This window comes from Roseateles aquatilis, assembly GCF_002205645.1.
GTDB lineage: Bacteria > Pseudomonadota > Gammaproteobacteria > Burkholderiales > Burkholderiaceae_C > Roseateles > Roseateles aquatilis.
This window is the reverse complement of the sequence record NZ_NIOF01000014.1, coordinates 23107-42795: the sequence shown is the minus strand read 5'-3', so window position 1 is coordinate 42795 and position 19689 is coordinate 23107. Positions and strand designations below refer to the sequence as shown.

At 67.4% G+C, this 19689-nt stretch carries 21 protein-coding genes and 1 pseudogene; 11 read left to right on the top strand and 11 right to left on the bottom strand.

Going from position 1 to position 19689, the window contains the following annotated elements; translation table 11 throughout:
- Positions 1 to 176: 176 nt before the first annotated feature.
- Entirely contained in the window at positions 177 to 1295 is a 1119-nt protein-coding gene (locus tag CDN99_RS22940) for a trypsin-like serine protease (protein WP_088387209.1), read from the bottom strand.
- A 163-nt stretch (positions 1296 to 1458) separates the two neighbouring features.
- The gene (locus CDN99_RS22935) at positions 1459 to 2379 is read right to left on the bottom strand and encodes a hydrogen peroxide-inducible genes activator (protein WP_088387208.1); all 921 of its coding nucleotides are present in this window, start codon (positions 2377 to 2379) and stop codon (positions 1459 to 1461) included.
- Between the two features lie 87 nt (positions 2380 to 2466).
- Here CDN99_RS22935 and panB point away from each other — a divergent pair, with 87 nt between their 5' ends.
- The 3 genes from panB (at position 2467) to CDN99_RS22920 (ending at position 5189) form a co-directional block, all read left to right on the top strand.
- A complete protein-coding gene (panB, locus tag CDN99_RS22930) occupies positions 2467 to 3336 on the top strand; it encodes a 3-methyl-2-oxobutanoate hydroxymethyltransferase (RefSeq protein WP_088387207.1) in 870 nt (289 codons plus the stop codon).
- 49 nt (positions 3337 to 3385) lie between these two features.
- Positions 3386 to 4219, top strand: a complete 834-nt coding sequence (gene panC / locus CDN99_RS22925) for a pantoate--beta-alanine ligase (protein ID WP_088387206.1) — start codon at positions 3386 to 3388, stop codon at positions 4217 to 4219.
- A 265-nt stretch (positions 4220 to 4484) separates the two neighbouring features.
- Complete coding sequence (locus CDN99_RS22920; RefSeq protein ID WP_158218929.1) at positions 4485 to 5189, top strand: peptidylprolyl isomerase; 705 nt, start codon at positions 4485 to 4487, stop codon at positions 5187 to 5189.
- A gap of 148 nt (positions 5190 to 5337) precedes the next feature.
- Here the strand turns inward: CDN99_RS22920 and recG are convergent, their stop codons facing one another.
- A complete protein-coding gene (gene recG / locus CDN99_RS22915; RefSeq protein WP_088387204.1) occupies positions 5338 to 7470 on the bottom strand; it encodes an ATP-dependent DNA helicase RecG in 2133 nt (710 codons plus the stop codon).
- Positions 7471 to 7602: 132 nt separating this feature from the next.
- On the opposite strand from recG, the gene CDN99_RS22910 reads away from it, so the two are divergent.
- The 5 genes and pseudogenes from CDN99_RS22910 to CDN99_RS22890 form a co-directional block, all read left to right on the top strand.
- Positions 7603 to 9945, top strand: coding sequence for a YCF48-related protein (locus CDN99_RS22910; protein WP_141100935.1), 2343 nt, complete (start codon positions 7603 to 7605; stop codon positions 9943 to 9945).
- 235 nt (positions 9946 to 10180) lie between these two features.
- Positions 10181 to 11380, top strand: a complete 1200-nt coding sequence (locus CDN99_RS22905; protein WP_016451583.1) for a tyrosine-type recombinase/integrase — start codon at positions 10181 to 10183, stop codon at positions 11378 to 11380.
- Positions 11381 to 11555: 175 nt separating this feature from the next.
- Positions 11556 to 11834 carry a hypothetical protein gene (locus CDN99_RS22900; protein ID WP_012202428.1) on the top strand — a complete coding sequence of 93 codons (279 nt, stop codon included), beginning with the start codon at positions 11556 to 11558 and terminating at the stop codon, positions 11832 to 11834.
- A gap of 4 nt (positions 11835 to 11838) precedes the next feature.
- A complete protein-coding gene (locus CDN99_RS22895; protein WP_012202427.1) occupies positions 11839 to 12363 on the top strand; it encodes a helix-turn-helix transcriptional regulator in 525 nt (174 codons plus the stop codon).
- A pseudogene (locus tag CDN99_RS22890) lies at positions 12363 to 12509 on the top strand (addiction module antidote protein); the annotation flags it as partial. The gene CDN99_RS22895 and the pseudogene CDN99_RS22890, both read left to right, overlap by 1 nt.
- A gap of 83 nt (positions 12510 to 12592) precedes the next feature.
- Here CDN99_RS22890 and CDN99_RS22885 read toward each other — a convergent pair.
- The 8 genes from CDN99_RS22885 to merR all read right to left on the bottom strand — a co-directional run bounded on the left by CDN99_RS22885 (position 12593) and on the right by merR (position 17273).
- Positions 12593 to 13024: a hypothetical protein gene (locus CDN99_RS22885; RefSeq protein ID WP_012202425.1), complete on the bottom strand. Its 432-nt coding sequence runs from the start codon at positions 13022 to 13024 to the stop codon at positions 12593 to 12595.
- Between the two features lie 95 nt (positions 13025 to 13119).
- Positions 13120 to 13842, bottom strand: a complete 723-nt coding sequence (gene arsH / locus CDN99_RS22880) for an arsenical resistance protein ArsH (protein WP_012202424.1) — start codon at positions 13840 to 13842, stop codon at positions 13120 to 13122.
- A complete protein-coding gene (gene arsC / locus CDN99_RS22875) occupies positions 13835 to 14257 on the bottom strand; it encodes an arsenate reductase (glutaredoxin) (protein WP_012202423.1) in 423 nt (140 codons plus the stop codon). Before arsC ends, arsH begins: the two co-directional genes overlap by 8 nt.
- A gap of 14 nt (positions 14258 to 14271) precedes the next feature.
- Positions 14272 to 15357 carry an ACR3 family arsenite efflux transporter gene (gene arsB / locus CDN99_RS22870; protein WP_012202422.1) on the bottom strand — a complete coding sequence of 362 codons (1086 nt, stop codon included), beginning with the start codon at positions 15355 to 15357 and terminating at the stop codon, positions 14272 to 14274.
- Between the two features lie 10 nt (positions 15358 to 15367).
- On the bottom strand, positions 15368 to 15865 hold the full coding sequence (locus tag CDN99_RS22865) for an arsenate reductase ArsC (RefSeq protein WP_012202421.1): 498 nt from the start codon (positions 15863 to 15865) through the stop codon (positions 15368 to 15370).
- 12 nt (positions 15866 to 15877) lie between these two features.
- Positions 15878 to 16348 carry an ArsI/CadI family heavy metal resistance metalloenzyme gene (locus CDN99_RS22860; RefSeq protein WP_012202420.1) on the bottom strand — a complete coding sequence of 157 codons (471 nt, stop codon included), beginning with the start codon at positions 16346 to 16348 and terminating at the stop codon, positions 15878 to 15880.
- Between the two features lie 12 nt (positions 16349 to 16360).
- Complete coding sequence (locus CDN99_RS22855; protein WP_012202419.1) at positions 16361 to 16708, bottom strand: ArsR/SmtB family transcription factor; 348 nt, start codon at positions 16706 to 16708, stop codon at positions 16361 to 16363.
- A gap of 157 nt (positions 16709 to 16865) precedes the next feature.
- Positions 16866 to 17273 carry a mercury resistance transcriptional regulator MerR gene (gene merR, locus CDN99_RS22850; protein ID WP_012202418.1) on the bottom strand — a complete coding sequence of 136 codons (408 nt, stop codon included), beginning with the start codon at positions 17271 to 17273 and terminating at the stop codon, positions 16866 to 16868.
- 71 nt (positions 17274 to 17344) lie between these two features.
- Between merR and merT the strand changes: the two genes are divergently transcribed.
- The 3 genes from merT to merA are packed head-to-tail and all read left to right on the top strand — an operon-like array spanning position 17345 to position 19686.
- On the top strand, positions 17345 to 17695 hold the full coding sequence (gene merT / locus CDN99_RS22845) for a mercuric ion transporter MerT (protein ID WP_012202417.1): 351 nt from the start codon (positions 17345 to 17347) through the stop codon (positions 17693 to 17695).
- A 12-nt stretch (positions 17696 to 17707) separates the two neighbouring features.
- The gene (merP, locus tag CDN99_RS22840; RefSeq protein WP_012202416.1) at positions 17708 to 17986 is read left to right on the top strand and encodes a mercury resistance system periplasmic binding protein MerP; all 279 of its coding nucleotides are present in this window, start codon (positions 17708 to 17710) and stop codon (positions 17984 to 17986) included.
- Between the two features lie 11 nt (positions 17987 to 17997).
- Positions 17998 to 19686, top strand: a complete 1689-nt coding sequence (gene merA / locus CDN99_RS22835; protein WP_012202415.1) for a mercury(II) reductase — start codon at positions 17998 to 18000, stop codon at positions 19684 to 19686.
- The last annotated feature ends 3 nt before the right edge of the window (positions 19687 to 19689 follow it).

Below are 19689 nucleotides of genomic sequence, written 5' to 3'. Positions count from 1 at the left end.
CGAAGATGAACACGTGAATCGCCTCGCAGCCTAACCGATCCGCATGCGCGGCGACATGACGGCGGGGCGCTCTGCGCGTCGGGTTCCGGACGCCCCGGGGGCATCGTCGATGTGCCGTCGGCCCATGAAAAAACCGCCCGAAGGCGGCTTCGAGGCTTGAGCGGGGCGGACCCGTCTCAGGCGCGCTTCTGACGGCGGCGGCTCCAGCCCACGGCCAGCAGGCCCAGGCCGGCGAGCGCGTAGCTGGCCGGTTCCGGCACGGCGTTGGCGTTGATGAAGTCGCGGTGGATGCTGACCGGCACGAAGCCGTTGAACTCGCCGAAGCTGCTGTTCAACCGGCCGTCCACGTCGCCCCAGGCGGAGCCGAAGCTCAGGCCGAACGAGGTCACCGACGACACCTTGCCGTCGATGAACTGCGGGCCGCCCGAATCGCCGCCGGCCGAGGACACCTCGCTCGCGCCGCGGCCGGTGTTGCAGAACTTCGCGCTCGGCGGCAGGCCCAGGCCCGCCACGGCGATGTTGCAGGCCAGGTCATTGGCCGGCAGGCCGTTGTCGAAGTCCGCCAGGTAGGTGTATTCGATCTGCGCTTCCGGCTCGTCCAGGATGTCGGACCAGGCGCCGCCGAAGTCCGGGTCGCCGAGGCGGAACTCATAGCGGTTGTCGCCCTGGCGCAGACGGCCGGTGCCGAGGTTGGCGCCGACGTTGCCGCCGGTGTCGGAACGGCCGCCGTAACCGGCGATGTTGTAGTCCAGGCCGGTCAGGTCATCGCCGCCGAAGAGCTCGTAGGACTTGACGGACCAGTCCACCAGGTTGTCCAGCGACAGCACCGCGATGTCGTTCTGGTCGATCACCCGGCCGGTGTACGCCGAGTTCACGGCGTAGTTGGTGACCTGGTAGGAGAACGACGGCTGGTTGAAGGTGACGTTGTCCGGATCGGAGCCGGTGTAGAAGTAGACCGAGGTGCTGATCGGGCGCGCGTTGGTGCCGTCGCTGACGCAGTGGGCGGCGGTCAGGATGGAGCGCTGGTTGGGCAGCAGCGTGCCGGAGCAGATGAACTGGCCGGCGGAGCCGTAATCCATGATCAGCGTGGCCACGCCGCTGTACTGCGAGCGCGGCGCGAAGTAGCGCGGATCGCCGCCGCCGGCGCCGGTGGCCGTCGAGGTGACCCCGACGATGGTGCTGGCGGCGGTCCAGCTCAGGCCGTTGGCGGAGCCGGACACGGCGGTCGGGACCGCGTGCGCGGCGCCCGCCGCGAGCAGGGCCGCGGCAAGGATGGTGGTCTGTCGTAGCGTCAAGATTTCCCCCTGGAAGCGATGGTTGAGGGGCCGCCGCGGCCGGGGATCACCCGGCGCGAGGCCGTGGGCCGTTCGGGCCCTTGTTCGCACCAGCGAGGCTAGCTTTGTGTCAGCCGTGACATATTCACGAATACCCTGACGGCCCCCGCTTCGAGGGGGGCGCTCAGGAGAGCAGGGTGGCGCCCTTCAGCTGGCAGGCATAGACCGCGTTGCGCAGCGCGGCGACGGCCTCGTAGCGGGTGAAGGTGCGGCGCCAGGCCAGGACCACGCGGCGCGTCGGCGCCGGTGCCACGAAGGGGATGTAGCGCAGGTGGGCCGGGACCACGTCGGGCACGCTCAGCGCCGGCACCACCGTCACGCCCATGCCGGAGGCGACCATGTGCTTGATCGTCTCCAGCGAGCTGCCCTCGAAGCTCTTGCGGATGCCCTCGGCGTCGGTCGAGAAGCGCGCGAACTCCGGGCACACCTCCAGCACGTGATCGCGGAAGCAGTGGCCGTTGCCCAGCAGCAGCATGGTCTCGGCCTTCAACTCCTCGGCGGTGATGCGGGGCTTCCTGGCCAGCGGATGCACGGCGGGGACCGCCACGACGAAGGACTCGTCGTACAGCGGCGCCACCGCCAGGCCGGCGTCCGGGAAGGGCTCGGCCATGATGGCGCAGTCCAGCTCGCCGGTACGCAGCATGTCGAGCAGCTTCTGGGTGAAGTTCTCCTGCAGCATCAGCGGCATGCGCGGGTAGAGGTCGATGCAGTGCTTGACCAGCTCCGGCAGCAGGTACGGCCCGATCGTGTAGATGATGCCCAGCCGCAGCGGACCGTCCAGCGGATCCTTGCCGCGCTTGGCGATGTCCTTGATGGCGCTGGCTTGCTCGATGACCGACTGGGCCTGGCGGACGATGTCCTCGCCCAGCGGCGTCATCGACACCTCGTTGGCGCCGCGTTCGAAGATCTTGACGTCGAGCTCCTCCTCGAGCTTCTTGATCGCGACCGAGAGCGTCGGCTGCGACACGAAGCAGGCCTCGGCCGCCCGGCCAAAGTGGCGCTCGCGGGCGACGGCGACGATGTAGCGCAATTCGGTGAGGGTCATGGCCGGCATTGTCCTCAGAAAGATGCTCCGTGGCACCGCCCGGTACACTGCCGCCCCAACCCATGGGACTCCCGCCAGGGGACCTGCATGACCGAATCGACCTCCCCCTACGCCACCGCGCCGCGGCCCGCCGGCGCCGCATCCGCCGCGCCCGCCGCCGACCGCAAGCCCGTCACGCTGCAGCGCCTGCTCGACATGCATGCCGCCGGCGACAAGATCGCCATGCTGACGGCCTATGACGCCACCTTCGCCCACGCGATGGAGGCAGCCGGCGTGGACTCGATCCTGATCGGGGACTCGCTGGGCAACGTTGTGCAGGGCCAGGAGACCACGGTCCCGGTGCGCCTGGAGGAAATGGTCTATCACACGCGCTGCGTGGCCCGTGCCCGGCATCGCGCCTGGATCGTGGCCGACCTGCCGTTCGGCACCTATCACGCGTCGCCCCGGGAAGCCTGGCACAGCGCCATGCAACTGGCGCAGGCCGGCGCCCACATGGTCAAGCTGGAAGGCGGCGGCTGGACGGTCGAGACCGTCCGTTTCCTGACCGAGCGCGGCATCCCCGTCTGCGCCCATCTGGGCCTGACGCCGCAGACCGTCACCGCGCTGAGCGGCTACAAGGTGCAGGGCCGCGACGAGCAGGGCGCCGCGCAGCTCAAGGCCCATGCGCGCGAGCTGGTCGACGCCGGCGCGCGCATGCTGGTGCTGGAGATGGTGCCATCGGCGCTGGCCGCCGAGTTGACCGCGACGCTGGGCATTCCCGTCATCGGCATCGGCGCCGGCGCGGATTGCTCGGGCCAGGTTCTGGTGATGCACGACATGCTGGGCGTCACGCCGGGCCGCCGTCCGCGCTTCGTGCGGGACTTCATGCAGGGCTCGGCCTCGGTGGGCGAGGCGTTCGCGCGCTACGTCGCCGACGTGAAGTCCGGTGCCTTCCCGGCCGTCGAGCACACCTACTGAATTCCCGGATCCCCCGATCTCCTGTTCCCCCGACACGGGGCGCCACGCCATGAAGATCCATCACGATATCGCCGGCCTGCGCGCCGCGCTCGCGGGCGACCGGCCGGTCGCCTTCGTTCCCACGATGGGCAACCTGCACGACGGCCACCTCGCGCTGGTGCGCCAGGCCCGCGCGGCCGTCGGGCCGGACGGCCTCGTCGTCGCCAGCATCTTCGTCAACCGGCTGCAGTTCGCGCCGCACGAGGACTTCGACCGCTACCCCCGCACCTTGCCGCGTGACGCCGGGTTGCTCGCCGGCGCCAGCTGCGACTTTGTCTTCGCGCCCGACGAGCAGGAGATGTACCCCGAGCCGCAGGGCTACAAGGTGCATCCGCCGGCGGCGCTCGCGGACATCCTGGAGGGCCATTTCCGGCCGGGTTTCTTCGTCGGCGTCTGCACGGTGGTGGCGAAGCTGTTCCAGATCGTCCAGCCGGACGTGGCCGTCTTCGGCAAGAAGGACTACCAGCAGCTGATGGTGATCCGCCGCATGGTCGACCAGCTGGCGATGCCCATCCGCATCCTGGCCGGCGAGACCGAGCGCAACGCCGACGGCCTGGCGCTGTCCTCGCGCAACGGCTACCTGAGCGACGAGCACAAGCGCGACGCGCTGCTGCTGTCGCGCACGCTGCGGGCGCTGATCGCGCGGTGGCAGGCGGGCGAGCGCGACCTCGACCGCCTGGAGGCCGACGCGATGCAGGCGCTGCGCGACGCCGGCTGGGCGCCCGACTACGTGACGCTGCGCCGCCGTCATGACCTGGGCCCCGCCCGCGACGGCGAGCCGCTGATCGCGCTGGCCGCGGCGCGCATCGGCCAGACCCGCCTGATCGACAACCTGGAAGCCTGAGACCGGCCGTCCGGGCCGGGTCGGAGCGCTCAGGACGCCTCGAGGCTGCATCGGCGCTGCGGCGTCGATCTGTTCGTTTGGCAGGCCTTTCGGGCGCTATTTGTCCGGAAAGTTACCTCCGGTTGCCCGTTAAGGATCTGTTAGGGAAATTCCCTTCTCATTTCGTGCGCCGGGCGCCCCCTGGCCGCGCCATATGTCGGGCCAGACACGATACTTCGCGCTTCTTCGCCAGCCGCGGAGCCACGAACTCCCGCCCCAAGCCGTCATGAAGCCGACCCACATCCCGACCGATTCCTCGTCCAAGCGCCGTCTGCTGGCGCTTTCCGCCGCACTGGGCGGCGCGCTGATCATGGCCGCTTGCGGTGGTGGCGGCGACAACAACAGCGAGCCGCTCCGTCCGAAGCCGAACGCGGTCACAACGCCGCCGACCACCAGCTGCAGCGCGGCCGGCATCGCGGCGTCCAACGCCAGCACGGCGGCCAACACGGTCTGCATGCTGACCAGCGACGGCGAGATCGTCGTCGAGCTGGACGCCCGCGCGCCGATCACCGTCGACAACTTCCTGAAGTACGTCACCGCGAAGTTCTACGACAACACGATCTTCCACCGCGTGGTGCCGAACTTCGTCGCGCAAGGCGGCGGGTTCACGACCGGCTTCGTGGCCAAGACGGCCGGCCTGCTGCCGGCCATCAAGCTGGAGACCAACGTCGGCCTGTCCAACACGAAGTACACGATCGCGATGGCGCGCACGACGGACTTCAATTCGGCGACCAGCCAGTTCTACTTCAACGCCGTCGACAACGCGGCGCTGGACTACAAGAGCGCCTCCGAGCCGGGCTACGCCGTCTTCGGCCGCGTCATCTCCGGCCAGGCGACGGTCGACAAGATCAACGCCGAGACCCAGCTGTACGCCGGCGCCGAAACCCCGGCCACCGAAGTGCTGCTGTACTGGGCCGTCAAGCTGAAGTGATCCATTGATCATCTGATCGAGCGATCACCAGATCGATATCGCGGCGCTCGTCGCGAACCCTGATGAACAGGGGCCTCGAGAGGCCCCTGTTTCACTTCACGCCGCCGCTCGGCGGCGGGCGGCGATGTTGGTGGGTGGGTGGTGGACCTCAGGCCTTGAGGTACTCCGTCTTGTGCCCCAGCCATCGCTCGACCTGCAACTGCGCCGCGCGCGGATGCTCGTCGAGCAGCCGTGGCGCCAGCGCCCGCGCCGCGCTCAACAGCGGCGCGTCCTCCTGCAGATCCGCGAACCGCAGCAACTGCGCGCCGCTCTGCCGCGCGCCCATGAACTCGCCCGGCCCGCGGATATCGAGATCGCGGCGCGCGATCTCGAAGCCGTCGGTGGTTTCCGCCATCGCGCGCAGGCGCGCCTTGCCGGTGTCGGACAGCGGCCCGGTGTAGATCAGCACGCAGACGCTCGCGACCGACCCCCGCCCGACACGCCCGCGCAGTTGATGCAACTGCGACAGGCCGAAGCGCTCGGCGTGCTCGATGACCATCACGCTGGCATTGGGCACGTCGACGCCGACTTCGATCACGGTGGTGGCGACCAGCACGTCCAGCTCGCCGCTGCTGAACTGGGCCATCGTCGCGGCCTTTTCCGCCGCCGGCATGCGCCCGTGCAGCAACCCGACCTTGCGACCCGGCAACGCCTCGCCAAGCTCGGCGTGGGTCTCGGTGGCGTTCTTGAGGTCGAGCGCCTCCGACTCCTCGATCAGCGGACAGACCCAGTAGACCTGCCGCCCGTCCTCGACGGCGGCGGCGATCTTCTCGACCACGTCGTCGCGGCGGCCGTCGGCGAAGACGCGGGTGACGATGGGGCTGCGGCCGGGCGGGAGCTCGTCGATGGTGGAGACGTCGAGGTCCGCGAAGTAGGTCATCGCCAGCGTGCGCGGGATGGGCGTGGCGCTCATCATGAGCAGGTGCGGCTCGAGCGGACCGGCGCCCGGCGCGCCGGAGTCGGCGGCACCGGCGGCCTCGTCGGCGAGCTTCTTGCGCAGCGCCAGGCGCTGGGCGACACCGAAGCGGTGCTGCTCGTCGATGATGGCCAGCCCGAGGCGGTGGAAGCGCACCTTGTCCTCGATCACCGCGTGGGTGCCGACGATCAGCGTCGCCTCGCCGGACGCGGCGGCGTCGAGCATCTTCTGCCGCGCCTTGCCCTTGATGCTGCCGGTGATCCAGGCCACGCGCACGCCCAGCGGCTCCAGCCATCCGATCAGCTTGCGGAAGTGCTGCTCGGCCAGGATCTCGGTGGGCGCCATCAGCGCGCACTGCCAGCCGGCGTCCATCGCGACCGCCGCGGCCAGCGCCGCCACGACCGTCTTGCCGGAGCCGACATCGCCCTGCAGCAGCCGGTGCATGGGCTGCGGCCGGGCCAGATCGGCGGCGATTTCCTCCGCGACGCGCCGCTGCGCGCCGGTCAGCGCGAAGGGCAGGGCGGCGAGCAATCGCTCGTGCAGCCCACCCGGCGAGCCGCGCAGGGCCGGCGCGCGCAGGTGGGCGCGCTCACGCTGCGCGCGTTGCTGGCTGAGCTGCTGCGCGAGCAGCTCCTCGAACTTGAGCCGCTGCCACGCGGGATGGGTGTGGTCCTCCAGCGTCGACAGGCCGGCCGACGGCGGCGGATGGTGCAGGAAGTTCAGCGCGTCGCGCAGCGGCGGCAGCCCCCTGGGGATCATGGCCTGCGGCAGCACCTCGTCGAGCGGCGCGCGGCGCAGCGCCGACGCCACCGCCTTGCGCAGATAGGCCTGCGGCAACTGGGCGCTGGTGGGATAGACCGGCGTCAACGAGGTCGCCAGCGGCGTCTGCTCATCCACCTTGCGAAAGCTCGGATGGACCATCTCGCGGCCGAAGAATCCGACCCGGATCTCGCCCCGCGCCCGCACCCGGGCACCGACGGCGAGCGTCTTCTGGTGCGTCGGATAGAAGTGCAGGAAGCGCAGCAGCACCTGCGCCCCGTCGTCGTCGCGCAGCTTGACGAGCAGTTGGCGCCGGCCGCGGACCTCGATGCGGCTCTCGATGACCTCGCCCTCGCACTGCAGCGTGTCGCCGTCGCGGGAGCGGTCGAGCGGGGTGAGGGTGGTCTCGTCCTCGTAGCGCAGCGGCAGGTGCAGCGCCAGGTCGATGTCCCGCGCCAGCCCGAGCTTCTCCATCGCCTTCTGCGGCGCGGACTTGGCCGGCGCGCCGCCGGTGGCCGCCGAGGCCGGCGGCGGAGGGGTCGACGGGACGGTGCTGGCCTCGGGCATGGGTGCGATTTTGCCTTGGGTACTCCCCCCATCGGAGCGATGCGGAACGAGTGTCTGATGCCATGAAGCTGATGCAGAATCCCGCCGCTTCACAAAGAAGACAAATTGAAACAATCAACGAGGGAGGCTGCCGTGGGCAGACTTGAATTCGCGCGCGCCGGATGGGCAGGCGTGCTGCTCAGCGCGGCGCTGTTGAGCGCCTGCGGCGGTGGTGGCAGCGACAGCCCGCCGCCGCCGGTGCAGGGCGTGGCGATTCCGGACAACCTGGCCATCGCCGCCGCCGCGTCGACCGACGTCACGTCCGGCACGGCCTTCACCAGCAACGTCGCCACGACGGCGGGCCTGACCCACGCGTGGAGCTTCGGCGACGGCACGACCAGCACCGATGCCAGCCCCAAGCACGACTTCGCCAAGGTGGGCGATTACCAGGTCACGCTGAAGGTCACGAACGCGGCCGGCGCGTCCAGGGAAGTGAAGTTCACGGTGGCCGTGCACAACCGCGCGCACGTGCAGGGCCTGAGCTGCACCGGCGCGGACAGCACGGGTTGGTGCTGGCAGGCGCCGCGGCCCACGGGCACGGTGCAGAACGACTTCTTCTTCCTCGACGCCGCCAAGGGCTGGTCGGTCGGCGACAACGGCGAGATCCTGCGCACCGTCGACGGCGGCAAGACCTGGGTGCGCCAACCCAGCGGCCTGACGACGCGTCTGAACACGGTGCGCTTCGCCGATGCCAGCAACGGCTGGATCCTCGGGGAGTTCGGTGCCCTCCTGCGCACCACCGACGGCGGCGCGCACTGGACGCTGCAGGCCACGTCGACGCAGAGCATCACCTCGGCCACGCTGCAGCTGGACGGCGCCAACACGGCGCTGATCGCCGGCTCCGGCGGCACCCGCATGACCATCGACGGCGGCGCCACATGGACGCAAGGCAATGTGCTGTCCAACGGCGTGCTGGGCGCCGACGGCGTGCTGTGGTCGCTGGACTATCAGGGCCTGCGCAAGTCGGTGGACCAGGGCAAGAGCGTCAGCCTCGCGGTGCCGGTGGATTCGCAGTCCTCGTCGAGCGGGCTGCAGGTGCTGGGACGGACGGTCATGTTCATGACCAACAGCAGCACCTATGTTCCGAGCCAGGGTTACGTCTATTCGCAGGCGCTGCGCCGCAGCGTCGACAACGGGCAGACCTGGGAAACGATCGTGCCCCAGGGACTGCCGACGAACGCCTACTACGGCAACCTCGATTTCGTGGACGCCCTGACCGCGGCCTTCAGCGCCGGCGGCACGCTGTACCGCACCGTGGACGGCGGCCGGACCTGGAGCGCGGTGAGCGTGCCTGGCGCGTCGAACTCCTGGTACGTGAGCTACCGGCAGCCGGTCCGCGGCGTCTGGCTGCGCAACTACTACGGCACCGGCGGCTACGTCTACGAGCTCAGCGAGGACGCCGGCGCCACCTGGCGCGCCGTCGCGTCGGATACCGGCGACAACAGCCTGAAGCGCTTCGGTCCGCAGCTGTACGTGGCGCAGGCCTATGGCGGCGTGGCGCTGCTGAGCACCGACGGCCTGAGGTCCTGGACCAAGATCAGCGGGCCCGACGCGGGCGCCGCGGCCAAGACGCTGCTCTCGTTCTGGTTCTTCGATGCCAAGCGCGGGCTGGCGCTGTCCGCGGGCGGCGACCTGATGGAGACCGTCAACGGCGGACTCGATTGGAAGGTCAAGATCGGCGGGTTGACGGGCAACACCGGCTATTACGGCTACAACGGCGGCAACCGCTTCCAGTTCCTCGACGGGAAGAAGGGCTGGCTGCTTTCCAACGACGGCAAGATCTACCTGACCGAGGATGCCGGCGCGAGCTGGCTCACGCCGCCCTCGTCGGCCAGCCGCGTGGGGCAGGCCTTCCACTTCATCGACGCGACCAACGGCTTCGCGCTGTTCAACGACAGCAGCCGACAGAAGCAACTGTTGATGTCCACCGTCGACGGCGGCAAGAACTGGACGGAGCAGGCGGCGCTGGACGGCTTCTACGCCGACCTGAAGTTCAGCTCCACGCTCAAGGGCGTGCTGGTGGGCGACAGCGGCCGCGTGGCCGTGACGGCGGACGGTGGCAAGACCTGGACCGGCCGATACGCGGCCACCGGCGCGATGCTGCGCCAGCTGGCGTACAGCGAGCCGGGCTCGTTGTGGATGGTCGGTGACGGCGTGCTGAAGGTCTCCAAGGATGACGGCGCCACCTGGCAGTCGGCGGCGAGCTTCCCCACCACCGCCTCGCTGCGCGCGATCCGTTTCCTGACGCCGCAGCAGGGCTGGGCGGTCGGCGAGAACGGCGCGGTGCTGACGACCGTCGACGGCGGTAAGAGCTGGTCGACGCAGGACTCCGGCACGCGGCGCCAACTGACGCAGGTGTTCTTCGTCGACGCGCGCACCGGCTGGGTGGCGGGCAGCGACGGCACGTTGCTGGCCACCGGGACCGGCGGCCTGTAAGGCGTTTCACCTCGGCATGAAAGCCGGCGCGGGTCGTGAGACCCCGCCGGCTTTTTTCATTTCACACTGACTTCAGTACCGTAATTCGCTGGACTACGCCGAAGCCAGATACAGCAGGTTTATCAATAACTTAGGCGCGTTCATCATATGCCGGTGCTTTCTGAAACCTGATCCGGCTTCCTGCCTCGTGGCTCCCATGTGGCCCCTGGAAACCGGGTCTTTCCGAGGAGTCATCGTGGCAAAAATCAAGCTCACCAAGTCCGCAGTGGATGCGGCACAACCCCAGGCGCAGGCCGTCGAACTGCGGGACACGCTGGTGCCCGGCTTCCTGTGCAAGATTACACCAGCGGGCCGCAAGGTGTTCATGCTCCAGTACCGCACGAACGCCGGCGAGCGCCGCAAACCCGCTTTGGGCCTGTATGGCGAACTGACCGTCGAGCAGGCCCGCTCGCTGGCCCAGGAATGGCTGGCCCAGGTACGCCGGGGCGGCGACCCGGCCGCCGACAAGGCGGCGGCGCGCAAGGCGCCCACGGTCACGGAACTGTGCGTGAAGTTCATGGAGGATCACTCCAAGCAACGCAACAAGCCCAGCACCCGCCGGGGCTACCAGGGCGTCATCGACCGCTGCATCGTCCCCTTCCTGGGCCGCATCAAGGTTCAGGACGTGAAGCGCCCGGACGTGGCCGGGGCGATGAAGAAGATGGCGCACAAGCCCGCCGAGGCGAACCGCGCTTTCAGCGTCATGCGCAAGATGTTCAACCTGGCCGAGGTCTGGGGTTATCGGCCGGACGGCACCAACCCATGCCGCCACGTCCCGGTGTACCCCGACGGCAAGGCCACCCACCTCATCAGCGACGAGGACATGGGCAAGCTGTTCCGGCACCTTGACGGTATCGAGGCCGAAGGGCTGGAGAACTACGTCATCCCGCTGGCGATCCGCCTGCAATTCGAGTTTGCCGGGCGGCGCTCCGAGATCATCTCGCTGGAATGGGCATGGGTGGATCTGGACAACCGCCGCGTGGTCTGGCCCGATAGCAAGACAGGTGGCATGTCCAAGCCCTTGAGCGAGGAAGCCTACCGGCTGCTGTCCACCGCGCCGCGCCGGGACGGCTGCCCCTACGTGCTGCCGTCGCCGAACGACCCGGCCAAGCATCTCACCGAGGGCGAGTATTACGGTGCCTGGTGCCGCATCCTGAAGGCGGCGGGCGCTACGCACGTGGGCACGCATGGCATCCGCCACCGTTCGGCCACTGACATCGCCAACTCGGGGATTCCGGTGAAGGTGGGCATGGCGCTGACGGCGCACAAGACCGTGGCGATGTTCATGCGGTACGTCCACACGGAGGACGATCCGGTGCGGCAGGCCGCCGAGCTGGTGGCGAACCGGCGCAAGACGATCACCGGGGCGCAACGCACCGAGCAGGCGTCCGCATGAACGGCAAGATGCCGTCGGCTGCGGCAGGCGCGGCGTTGCCAGCCTTTCGTGTCGGAAATCAGGCCCGCCGAATTGTCGCGACGCTGTCGCGACAATTCGAGCGTGGGTCACCAAGCCTTGCAGCAAGGTTGTCACTTGACAACCTTGCGCATCATCCCCATACTGGAGGTCGCTGATGGCCCGTTCCTCTCACCCGAAGAAAGAGGTCGAGGATGCGCTGCGACACGCCGAAGGGCAAGGCTGGCGTGTCGAAGTCGGCGGTAGCCATGCCTGGGGGCGGATGTACTGCCCGTACAACGATGAGGAATGCCGTTGCGGCGAGTTCTGCATTACCAGTGTATGGAGCACGCCGAAGAACCCCGGCAACCATGCCCGCGCCTTACGGCGCGCCGTGGACAACTGCACCATGGACCGCCAGCAGCGCGAGGCGGATGACGATGGCACCCAGGAATAGCGCGATGGAATACACCTTTACCCTCAAATACCAGCTCACCGATGACGACCGCGATTCGCAGACACTGGTCGAGCGCCTGGGTGAAGCCGGCTGCGACGATGCCCTGGTCGGCATCGGGCAGCCGGGGCGGCTGGCGCTGGAATTTACCCGCGAGGCGGTGGATGCAGATGAGGCAGTGCGCAGCGCGCTGGCCGATGTGCGCCGTGCCGCACCCTCGGCCCGGCTGATCGAAGTGGCGCCTGATCTGGTTGGGCTGACCGATGTGGCCGACATCGTGGGCGTGTCGCGGCAGAATATGCGCAAGCTGATGCTGGCCCATCCGGGTAGCTTCCCGGCGCCGGTGCATGAGGGCAGCGCGTCGATCTGGCATCTGGCGGATGTGCTGGGCTGGATGCAGGCCAAGGGCGGTTATGCCCTGGCGCGGGAGGTGCTGGACGTGGCGCGGGCCGCCCTGCAGGTCAACGTGGCCAAGGAAGGCCGGCGCTTGCCGCGCCTGGCGTTCGAGGAACTGGAAGCGCTGGTGGGCTGATGAAAAGCAGACCCCATGACGAAGCGATGGCCGAGCTGTACCGCAGCGACCCGGCGCTCGCGCTCGAAGTCATCAACGGTGTTCTGGAGGACGGCGACCAGGCCGAACTGCCGACTGTGCTGCGCCAGATGGCGCGGACGTTCGGTGCTGACGCTCGATCTTCCGCAGCCGATGAATTCTCGTATCGCTGATACGAGAATTTCGGCTCGGAGGTGCCACCAGCTTCCCATCAGAAAAGGTCGTCCTCGCACGCTTGCGGCGCTGTCGGACGATCCATTGATGGCTTCTTGACCATGGCCTCCAGTGCGTCAAGGGCCGCTTCGCGGAGCTTTCGGACGCGGGGCAGCAAATCGAACAGGGACAGCCCGAGCTGTGGCGACAGCAGTTCGACGATCAGCCGGTAATGCTCGTCCTCCCGCAAAACTTTCGTCTGGAACAACAGCCAAAAGCAGGACTCGCCCAGTTCCTGCCTGGAGGGCAAGTCCTCTATGGACCGCGACTCAGCGGCCTCGATGTAGGTGTCCACGATGGCTTCTGCCTCAAGCCACAATTCCGAAGCCGTCTCGTCATCGACGGGTTCCTTTTCTGCGAGCTCCCTGATATGCGCAAACGCAGCGGCCTCATCGGCCTGCTTGTAGACCTTGCTGCTGGAAATTCCCATTCTGTTCTCCGATCCGTTTCTGTCGCTGCGATGGCGCATCAGATTAGCGTCACGACGGATTGGTGAGTGAAGTGCTTGTTTTTTAGGGGGAGTGTTCAGATAGCCGTCTGCTGGACGCGCCGGCTCAGTGCTTCCGCACTTTCCTTGCGCTCGCTGTAGCGGTCCACGAGGTACGGCGCCGCATCGCGCGTGAGCAGGGTGAACTTCATCAGCTCCTCCATCACGTCCGCGATGCGGTCATAGTAGGCCGAGGGCTTCATGCGCCCGGCCTCGTCGAACTCCTGGTACGCCTTGGCGACCGAGGACTGGTTGGGGATGGTCAGCATCCGCATCCAGCGGCCCAGCACGCGCATCTGGTTGACGGCGTTGAAGGACTGCGAGCCGCCCGAGACCTGCATCACCGCCAGCGTCTTGCCCTGCGTCGGGCGCACTGCGCCGGCCGACAGCGGAATCCAGTCGATCTGCGTCTTCATCAACCCCGTCATGGCCCCATGGCGCTCGGGCGAACTCCACACCATGCCTTCGGCCCACTGGGCCAGCTCGTGCAGTTCCTTGACCTTGGGATGGTCGGCGGGTGCATCGTCCACCAGTGGCAGGCCCGAGGGATTGAACATGCGCGTCTCACCGCCGAGCGCGCGCAGGATGCGAGCCGCTTCCTCAGCGGCCAAGCGACTGAACGAGCGCTCGCGTAGCGAGCCATAGAGCAATAGGAAGCGCGGCGCGTGCGTGGCGCGCTCGGGTGTCAGCAGCCGTTGGGTATCGGGCAGTTGGAATAGCGCGGTGTCGATATTGGGTAGGTCGATTCTGGATTCAGACACGGCGGCCTTCCGCGTCCACGACCGCTTCGCCGTCTTCCTTGTTGAACGCGCCGCGCTGTGATTGCGGCAGGATGTCCAGCACGGCCTCCGAAGGCCGGCACAGCCGCGTGCCCAGCGGCGTCACCACGATAGGGCGGTTGATCAGAATGGGATGCTGGAGCATGCAGTCGATCAACTGCGCATCGCTCCACTTCGGGTCATCGAGGCCGAGTTCCGCGTAGGGCGTGCCCTTCTCGCGCAATACCGCGCGCACCGGCACGCCCATGTCCGTGATCAGGCGTTGCAGGGTTTCGCGGTCGGGCGGTGTCTTCAGGTATTCGATGACCGTGGGTTCCTCGCCGCTGTTGCGGATCAGGGCCAGCACGTTGCGCGACGTGCCGCAGACGGGGTTGTGATATATCGTGATACTGCTCATGGGAAATGCCTTGCTTATCTGCGGGCAGGGTTCGGGCCGCACTCATACCAGCCCTTGCTTTGGTTGACGATCCGAACGACCAGCAGCATCACCGGCACCTCGATCAGCACGCCGACCACGGTGGCCAGCGCCGCGCCGGACTGGAAGCCGAACAGGCTGATGGCGGCCGCTACAGCCAGCTCGAAGAAGTTGGAGGCGCCGATCAACGCCGAGGGGCAAGCGATGCTGTGCTGCTCGCCGGCCTTGCGGCTGAGCCAATAGGCCAGGCCGGAGTTGAAGAACACCTGAATCAGGATCGGCACCGCCAGCATGGCGATGACCAGCGGCTGGCGGATGATGGCCTCGCCCTGGAAGGCGAACAGCAGCACCAGCGTGAGCAGCAGCGCCGCGATCGACAGCGGGCCGATGCGCTCCAGCGCCCGGTCGAAGGCGGCTTGGCCCTTGTTCAGCAGAGCACGGCGCCAGAGCTGGGCCAGGATGACCGGAATCACGATGTACAGGCCGACCGATACCAGCAGCGTGGCCCACGGCACCGTGATGGACGACAGGCCCAGCAGCAGGCCGACAATGGGCGCGAAGGCAAACACCATGATGGTGTCGTTCAGCGCCACCTGCGACAGCGTGAATACCGGATCGCCCCCGGTCAGCCGGCTCCAGACGAACACCATCGCCGTGCAGGGCGCGGCGGCCAGCAGGATGAGGCCGGCAACGTAGCTGTCGAGCTGGTCGGCCGGCAGCCACTGAGCGAAGACCTGGCGGACGAAGATCCAGGCCAGCAGCGCCATCGAGAACGGTTTGACCGCCCAGTTGACGAACAGCGTCACGCCGATGCCGCGCCAGTGCTGCTTGACCTGGCCCAGCGCACCGAAGTCCACCTTCAGCAGCATCGGCACGATCATGATCCAGATCAGCAGACCGACCGGCAGATTAACCTGGGCGATCTCCATGCGGCCAATGGCCTGAAATACGTTGGGTGCGAACTGGCCCAGCGCGATGCCGGCGACGATGCACAGCAGCACCCACACGCTCAGGTAGCGCTCGAAGACGCTCATGGTGGAGGTGGCCGGCACGCGGCCGGCCGTTTGGGTTCCAACACTCATCGCGCAGACCTCACTTCGTACCAATGCTGCGCAGCTCGTGCTGCAGCGACATGGCATCGAGCCGCTGCAATGGCAGCGACAGGAACAGCTCAATGCGCCGGCGCAAGGTCAGCGCCGCATCCGTGAACGCCTTGCGCTTCTGCTCGTCGGTGCCTTCAACGGCTGCAGGATCAGGCACACCCCAATGCGCTGACATCGGGCGCCCAGGCCATACGGGGCAGACCTCGCCGGCGGCGTTGTCGCACACCGTGAAGATGAAATCCAGCTCCGGTGCACCGGGCGCCGCGAACTCGTCCCAGTTCTTGCTGCGGTAGCCGACGATCGGCATATGCAGCCGTTCCAGCGTGGCAAGCGCCAGCGGGTGGACTTCGCCCTTGGGGTGGCTGCCCGCCGAGTAGGCGCGAAAGCGCCCCTGGCCCAATTCATTGAGGATGCCTTCGGCCAGGATGGAGCGGGCCGAGTTACCCGTGCAGATGAACAGGGCGTTGTAGGTCTTGTTGGTGGTCATGGATGTCTCACATCAGCAGCAGGACGAAGCCGGCTTCACCGCAACGCCCACCGGCTTGCCGCGCGCCGGGGCGCAGCAGGCTGCGGCAGAACCCGTTGCAGGCGCCGCTTCGTTGAAGACCGGGATGCTGCCCAGCGTATGAAAGTGTTCCCAGGCCACGCCCTGCGGATCGGTGATCCAGTGCTTCTCGCTGCGCGCGTAGCAGCAGGTGGTGGTGCCTTCGTCGAGCAGCGCCATGTCGGCCGCCTCGGCGCGTGCCTTCAGCACGGCCAATTCCTCCGCATCGTCGGTCTGGATGCCCAGATGGTCGATGCCTGGTTTGTTGCCCCGTGTGGAGATAGCGAAGTTGACCGGCGGGTCTTCGAGCATCCACTTGGCGTAGTCGCCCTCGACACGCGCGGGCTGCGCGGCGAACAGTTGGGAATAGAAGCCGATGCTGCGGTTCAGGTCATCGACGTGCAGGTGAACGTGAAAGCGCTTCATGGGGAGATCCTTTCAGCAGGAAGTACAGGCAGAGGAGGAATCACTGACCTCGCATGTGCTGCCTTGGCAGCAGTGCTCGGTCAGGTAGCCGAGCAGTCCGTTCATCTGGGTGAAGTCGGCGCGGTAGATCAGGTTGCGGCCCTGCTGCTCGATGGTGACCAGGCCGGCATGGGCCAGCTCCTTCAGGTGGAAGGACAGGGAATTGCGGGCCACGTCGAGCTGGTCGGCGAGGGCGCTGGGTGTCAGCCCTTCGGGGCCGGCGACCACCAGGGCGCGGAAAACCCGCAGGCGCTGGGTGTGGGCCAGGGCGCCGAGGGCGGAAACGGCTTGGGTCTCTTTCATATTTCGATAATACAACATTTATTGAATTAATGTGCAAAAGGGCACTATCGCGCCGAATTGTGGCCATCCGGTCTTGATCCCATCGCGCCTCCGGCTCAATACCTTAAATCTGGTTCGCGCGCCGCGCTTGCCTGTCCGCCCCTTCGCCGCGAGGTGAACGGCCGAACTTCTCCGCTCAACAGCAGTGCAATGCCGCGATCAGCGGGCAGGACACATTGCCATGGTGCGCGTCGCATTCACCCACCAATTTCGACAATGCCGCCTCAATCCGTGTGAGGTCCACCAGGCGGGCGCGCACATCGGCCAGCCGCAGCGAGGCCAGCTCCGCCGCCTCATTGCAATGGGTGCCGTCCTCAAGTTTCAGAAGCTGGCCGATTTCATCCAGGCTGAACCCCAGGCGCTGGGCTGACTTCACGAACTTCACCCGCGCCACATCTGCCGGCCCGTAGCGGCGGATGCGGCCGTAGGCCCGCTCCGGCTGGGGCAACAAGCCCTTGAGCTGATAGAACCGGATCGTCTCCACATTGACTGTGGCCGCCTTGGCAAAGGCGCCGATGGTCAGATTGTCCGAGGCGCTTTCCATGACGCTTGACTCCGTAGTTGACTACGGAAGTAACCTTACAGCATCAAGCGAAGTCCCGGAAGGAAAACCATATGTCGGAACCCAAGAGCGGGCGTGGCGCCCTGGCCGCTGGCGGCCTCGCCGCCATTCTTGCGTCGGCCTGTTGCCTCGGCCCCCTCATCTTGGTCTTGCTCGGTTTCTCGGGCGCCTGGATCGCCAACCTGGCCGTGTTGGAACCCTACCGGCCGATTTTCATCGGCGCGGCCCTGATGGCGCTGTTTTTCGCCTGGCGCAGCATCTTCCGGCCGGTTCACGCCTGCAAGCCGGATGAGGTCTGCGCCGTGCCCCGCGTGCGGACGGCCTACAAGATCATTTTCTGGATCGTGGTCGCGCTGGTCTTGATTGCCCTCGCTTTTCCGTACGTCCTGCCGTTGTTCTATTGAGAGGAATCCACCGTGAAGAAACTTGCCACCGCTATTGCCCTGGCCGTTACCCTGGGCGCTCCGGCGTGGGCCGCCACCAAGACCGTCACACTGTCGGTGCCCGATATGACCTGCGCGTCGTGTCCGATCACGGTCAAGATGGCCCTGTTCAAGGTGGCCGGGGTCCAGAAGACCGAGGTCAGCTATGAAAAGCGGGAAGCCGTCGTGACCTTCGACGATGCCAAGACCAACGCCGGGGCCTTGGCCAAGGCCACCGCAAACGCGGGCTACCCCGCCACCGTCAAGCAGTGAGGTTGCCCGCCATGGCCGAAGCGATCGCCTTGCACATCGACGGCATGACCTGCGCGTCGTGCGCCGAGCACGTCAGAGAGGCGCTGGAGAAGGTGCCCGGGGTGCGCTCGGCCTCGGTGTCCTATCCGCGGCGACGGGCCGAGGTCGAGGCGGATGCGGACATGAACCATGGTCCGCTGGTCGCGGCGATGGCCGCGCTCGGTTACCGCGCACGGGTGTCCGACACGCCGAACAAGGCTGCGGGCTTGTTGGGCAAGGCGCTGGGCTGGCTGGGCAGCGAACCGAGTCACGGTGGTGGCGAGCGGGCGCTGCATGTGGCCGTGATCGGCAGTGGCGGCGCGGCGATGGCGGCGGCACTCAAGGCGGTCGAGCGAGGCGCGCGCGTGACGCTAATCGAGCGGAGCACCATCGGCGGCACCTGCGTCAATGTCGGCTGCGTGCCGTCCAAAATCATGATCCGCGCCGCGCACATTGCGCATCTGCGCCGGGAAAGCCCGTTCGATGCCGGCCTGCCGCCCACGCCGCCGTCCATTCTGCGCGAGCGGCTGCTGGCCCAGCAACAAGGCCGCGTCGATGCGCTGCGCCATGCCAAGTACGAAGGCATCCTGCAGAGCACCCCGGCTATCACCGTGCTGCATGGCGAGGCCCGTTTCATGAATGAAAACTGCCTGACCGTGCAACTGGCGGAAGGCGGTGAGCGCACGGTGGCCTTCGACCGCTGTCTCATCGCCACTGGTGCGAGCCCCGCGCTCCCGCCGATTCCTGGCTTGAAGGGCACTCCCTACTGGACCTCCACCGAGGCGCTGGCGAGCGATGCCATTCCCTCGCGGCTGGCCGTGATCGGTTCGTCGGTGGTGGCAGTCGAATTGGCGCAAGCCTTTGCCCGGCTGGGCAGCCAGGTCACGATCCTCGCGCGCAGCACACTGCTCTTTCGCGAAGACCCCGCCGTCGCCGAAGCCGTCACGGCCGCGTTCCGTGCCGAGGGCATCGAGGTGCTGGAGCATGTCCAGGCCAGTCGAGTCGCCCATGCAGAGGAAGAGTTCATCTTGACGACGGATCGCGGCGAGCTGCGCGCCGACAAGCTGCTCATTGCCACGGGGCGCGCGCCGAACACCCGCACGCTGAACCTCGAAGCGGCGGGCATCGAGGTCAATCCCCAGGGGGCCATCCTCGTCAGCCACACCATGCGTACCAGCGCGCCGCACATCTACGCGGCCGGCGACTGCACCGACCAGCCGCAATTCGTCTACGTCGCGGCGGCGGCCGGCACGCGCGCCGCCATCAACATGACCGGCGGCGACGCGACGCTGGACCTGACGGCGATGCCGGCCGTGGTGTTCACCGATCCGCAGGTGGCGACGGTGGGCTACAGCGAGGCGCAAGCGCGCCACGACGGCGTCGAGACCGACAGCCGCACGCTCACGCTCGACAACGTGCCGAGGGCGCTGGCCAACTTCGACACGCGCGGCTTCATCAAGCTGGTTGCCGAGGCCGGCACCGGACGGCTGATCGGCGTGCAGGCGGTCGCGCCGGAAGCGGGCGAACTGATCCAGACGGCGGCGCTGGCGATCCGCAACCGGATGACCGTGCAGGAGCTGGCCGATCAGCTATTCCCCTACCTGACGATGGTCGAGGGCCTGAAGCTCGCGGCGCAGACCTTCAGCAAGGACGTGAAGCAGCTGTCCTGCTGTGCCGGATAGCGT

Coding starts and splice junctions, on each gene's coding strand:
- CDN99_RS22935 (WP_088387208.1), bottom strand. CDS start 2,379: ATGACCCTCACCGAATTGCGCTACATCGTCGCCGTCGCCCGCGAGCGC.
- panB (WP_088387207.1), top strand. CDS start 2,467: ATGACCGAATCGACCTCCCCCTACGCCACCGCGCCGCGGCCCGCCGGC.
- panC (WP_088387206.1), top strand. CDS start 3,386: ATGAAGATCCATCACGATATCGCCGGCCTGCGCGCCGCGCTCGCGGGC.
- CDN99_RS22920 (WP_158218929.1), top strand. CDS start 4,485: ATGAAGCCGACCCACATCCCGACCGATTCCTCGTCCAAGCGCCGTCTG.
- recG (WP_088387204.1), bottom strand. CDS start 7,470: ATGCCCGAGGCCAGCACCGTCCCGTCGACCCCTCCGCCGCCGGCCTCG.
- CDN99_RS22900 (WP_012202428.1), top strand. CDS start 11,556: ATGGCCCGTTCCTCTCACCCGAAGAAAGAGGTCGAGGATGCGCTGCGA.
- CDN99_RS22895 (WP_012202427.1), top strand. CDS start 11,839: ATGGAATACACCTTTACCCTCAAATACCAGCTCACCGATGACGACCGC.
- CDN99_RS22885 (WP_012202425.1), bottom strand. CDS start 13,024: ATGGGAATTTCCAGCAGCAAGGTCTACAAGCAGGCCGATGAGGCCGCT.
- arsC (WP_012202423.1), bottom strand. CDS start 14,257: ATGAGCAGTATCACGATATATCACAACCCCGTCTGCGGCACGTCGCGC.
- arsB (WP_012202422.1), bottom strand. CDS start 15,357: ATGAGTGTTGGAACCCAAACGGCCGGCCGCGTGCCGGCCACCTCCACC.
- CDN99_RS22865 (WP_012202421.1), bottom strand. CDS start 15,865: ATGACCACCAACAAGACCTACAACGCCCTGTTCATCTGCACGGGTAAC.
- CDN99_RS22860 (WP_012202420.1), bottom strand. CDS start 16,348: ATGAAGCGCTTTCACGTTCACCTGCACGTCGATGACCTGAACCGCAGC.
- CDN99_RS22855 (WP_012202419.1), bottom strand. CDS start 16,708: ATGTTGTATTATCGAAATATGAAAGAGACCCAAGCCGTTTCCGCCCTC.
- merR (WP_012202418.1), bottom strand. CDS start 17,273: ATGGAAAGCGCCTCGGACAATCTGACCATCGGCGCCTTTGCCAAGGCG.
- merT (WP_012202417.1), top strand. CDS start 17,345: ATGTCGGAACCCAAGAGCGGGCGTGGCGCCCTGGCCGCTGGCGGCCTC.
- merA (WP_012202415.1), top strand. CDS start 17,998: ATGGCCGAAGCGATCGCCTTGCACATCGACGGCATGACCTGCGCGTCG.